Source organism: Amycolatopsis kentuckyensis (genome assembly GCF_002155975.1).
Lineage (GTDB): Bacteria > Actinomycetota > Actinomycetes > Mycobacteriales > Pseudonocardiaceae > Amycolatopsis > Amycolatopsis kentuckyensis.
Window position 1 is genome coordinate 1 of the sequence record NZ_MUMI01000816.1, and the last position, 755, is coordinate 755.

A 755-nucleotide genomic window follows, 5' to 3' on the forward strand; every position below is an offset into this window, starting at 1 on the left:
GGCCCGCCCGCAGCATCCCGACCGCCTGCAGCGGCTTGTTCGACGACCGCGGGTACACCGGCGAGACCACGTCTCCCAGTGCCAGCCGTACAGCACCTTCCGGGCCGGTGATCACGAGCGCGCCCCGGTGGACGCTTTCGACGAAACCCGACCGCACGACTTCGGCGAGCACGGGGTTGCTCACTCGGCGCGGCCGCCTTCGTTCTCCAGCAGCTCGTCCACAGTGGCCGATCCCTGCTGGTAGCGCTTCGCGATCTCCGCGTTCAGCGTGTCCATCACGCCTTGGACCTCACGGCGGAACGACGACACCGACAGCTCTTCGCGCGCGTACGTGTCCAAAGCGGAAGCGAGCTTTTCGTCCGAGAGGGACTCGACGTCGGTCAGGTCCGTGTCGCCAGCTGGTCGACGATGCTCGCTTCGCCGCCGGAGCTGCGCCGGGCCTGCTCCGCGCGCACGATGTCGATCCGGGCGTGCAGGAGACGGCGCAGGTAGGACAGGTCGGTCTCTTCCTGCGCGGCTTCGTCGCGCCGCTCGCGCAGCACCTTCAGCGGCAGTTCACCCAGGCCGCTGAGGTACCCCGGGCCGAGCACGCGGTCGATCCGCCGCCTGCCGCCGGGCCGCACTTCGATCACAGCGCAGTTTATCCCGGTTGAGCGTGATCTCGCTGTCAGGGGCTTTCCTTCAGCCACGGAGTTGCGCGGCTGCCGCACGCCCCGGCGCGGGCTGTTCGGCGGGCACCGAGTCGGGGTCGATCG

General features: G+C 69.7%; 1 protein-coding gene and 1 pseudogene. Both read right to left on the reverse strand.

Features of this window, described 5'->3' with window-relative positions; all coding sequences use genetic code 11:
• The coding region (locus CCN39_RS48270; RefSeq protein ID WP_143264491.1) for an asparaginase at positions 1 to 184 on the reverse strand (184 nt) is incomplete at its 3' end.
• A pseudogene (locus CCN39_RS48275) lies at positions 181 to 632 on the reverse strand (RsiG family protein). The gene CCN39_RS48270 and the pseudogene CCN39_RS48275, both read right to left, overlap by 4 nt.
• Between the last annotated feature and the right edge of the window lie 123 nt (positions 633 to 755).